At 28.4% G+C, this 1,078-nt stretch carries 2 protein-coding genes; one reads left to right on the top strand and one right to left on the bottom strand.

From position 1 onward, the window contains the following. Positions 1 to 140: 140 nt before the first annotated feature. The gene (locus tag KQI30_RS16820; protein WP_216464489.1) at positions 141 to 380 is read left to right on the top strand and encodes a hypothetical protein; all 240 of its coding nucleotides are present in this window, start codon (positions 141 to 143) and stop codon (positions 378 to 380) included. A 67-nt stretch (positions 381 to 447) separates the two neighbouring features. Here the strand turns inward: KQI30_RS16820 and KQI30_RS16825 are convergent, their stop codons facing one another. Continuing rightward, a complete protein-coding gene (locus tag KQI30_RS16825; RefSeq protein ID WP_216464490.1) occupies positions 448 to 951 on the bottom strand; it encodes a VanZ family protein in 504 nt (167 codons plus the stop codon). Positions 952 to 1,078 lie beyond the last annotated feature (127 nt).

The raw sequence follows: 1,078 nt of genomic DNA on the forward strand, positions 1-1,078 counted from the left end.
AGATTCAATTTTAACATAGAAATCAGGGGGTCGTTGTTTTTTTATACAAAAAAACTTCTAAAACCTTGATATATAAAGATTTTTAAAGAAAGAAGTGTAAATAAACTTTACACTATCTAAATATTCTAGGAGGGTCAATTATGAGTTGTGGTTGCGGAACACATGAAAAAGACGGAAAAGCTATTGTTGATAGAGTAAGAGAAAAAGGAAAGGCAGACATGAGATTATCTACTCCTCATGTAATTACATGCTCATGTGGAGAAGAGTTCGTTATGGAAACATTCGTAAGCGTATGTCCAAATTGCAAAATGACATATGGTGTTACTCCATGTTCTCAATCTGACAAAGAAAACATAAAGCCTGCTGGTATTAACTACTAAGAATAGATATACTTTTAACTTGTAAAAAGCTGCCACCTTTAAGTGACAGCTTTTTTATTGAAATAAGTTACATATTTACTATAAGTATAAATCCAATTCCTGCAGAAATTAAAACAGTGAATATCAGTGCTACTACATTTATTATTTTTGTTGCCTTCTCTCTAAATACTTTATAGAAGGCATAAAATATACCTATTCCAATAATCCCACCTAATGTATTTCCTATAATATCTGTTATGTCTGATGCCCCAATTGCAAAAATAAATTGTAATATTTCAACGGCAAAACTAATTATAAAGCCTGTACCAACTTTTTTGATAAATGTCCATTCACTTTTTAACATAGATATATAAATACCAAGAGGAATAAATATAAGTACATTGGCTATGATTTCTTTTACATCAATCATTCCATTAACCATCATAGATTCTCCAAATGGAATTAAATTAATACTTCTAGATGTAACCAATCCTTTAAAACTAAATTGCATTTTAAATAGAATTATCCATATTAATGCAAGGATATAAAATATAAACAAAACCTTTGTAAGATAGTTTTCTTTTCTTTTCATGCTTTCATCTCCTCGTATAATTAATTTTGTAGTGAATTTAATATGTATTTCCAGTAATAAAATTCACTACAATATGCTAAAGATTACTGGAAATTATATAGACTGTATAGAATTACTCCTAAATGTC

The sequence above is a fragment of the Clostridium bornimense genome, from assembly GCF_018917145.1.
Classification (GTDB): domain Bacteria; phylum Bacillota; class Clostridia; order Clostridiales; family Clostridiaceae; genus Clostridium_AN; species Clostridium_AN bornimense_A.

What these genes read in the sequence shown, in the direction of transcription:
- KQI30_RS16820 (WP_216464489.1), top strand. Translation starts at nt 141, where the DNA reads ATGAGTTGTGGTTGCGGAACACATGAAAAAGACGGAAAAGCTATTGTT.
- KQI30_RS16825 (WP_216464490.1), bottom strand. Translation starts at nt 951, where the DNA reads ATGAAAAGAAAAGAAAACTATCTTACAAAGGTTTTGTTTATATTTTAT.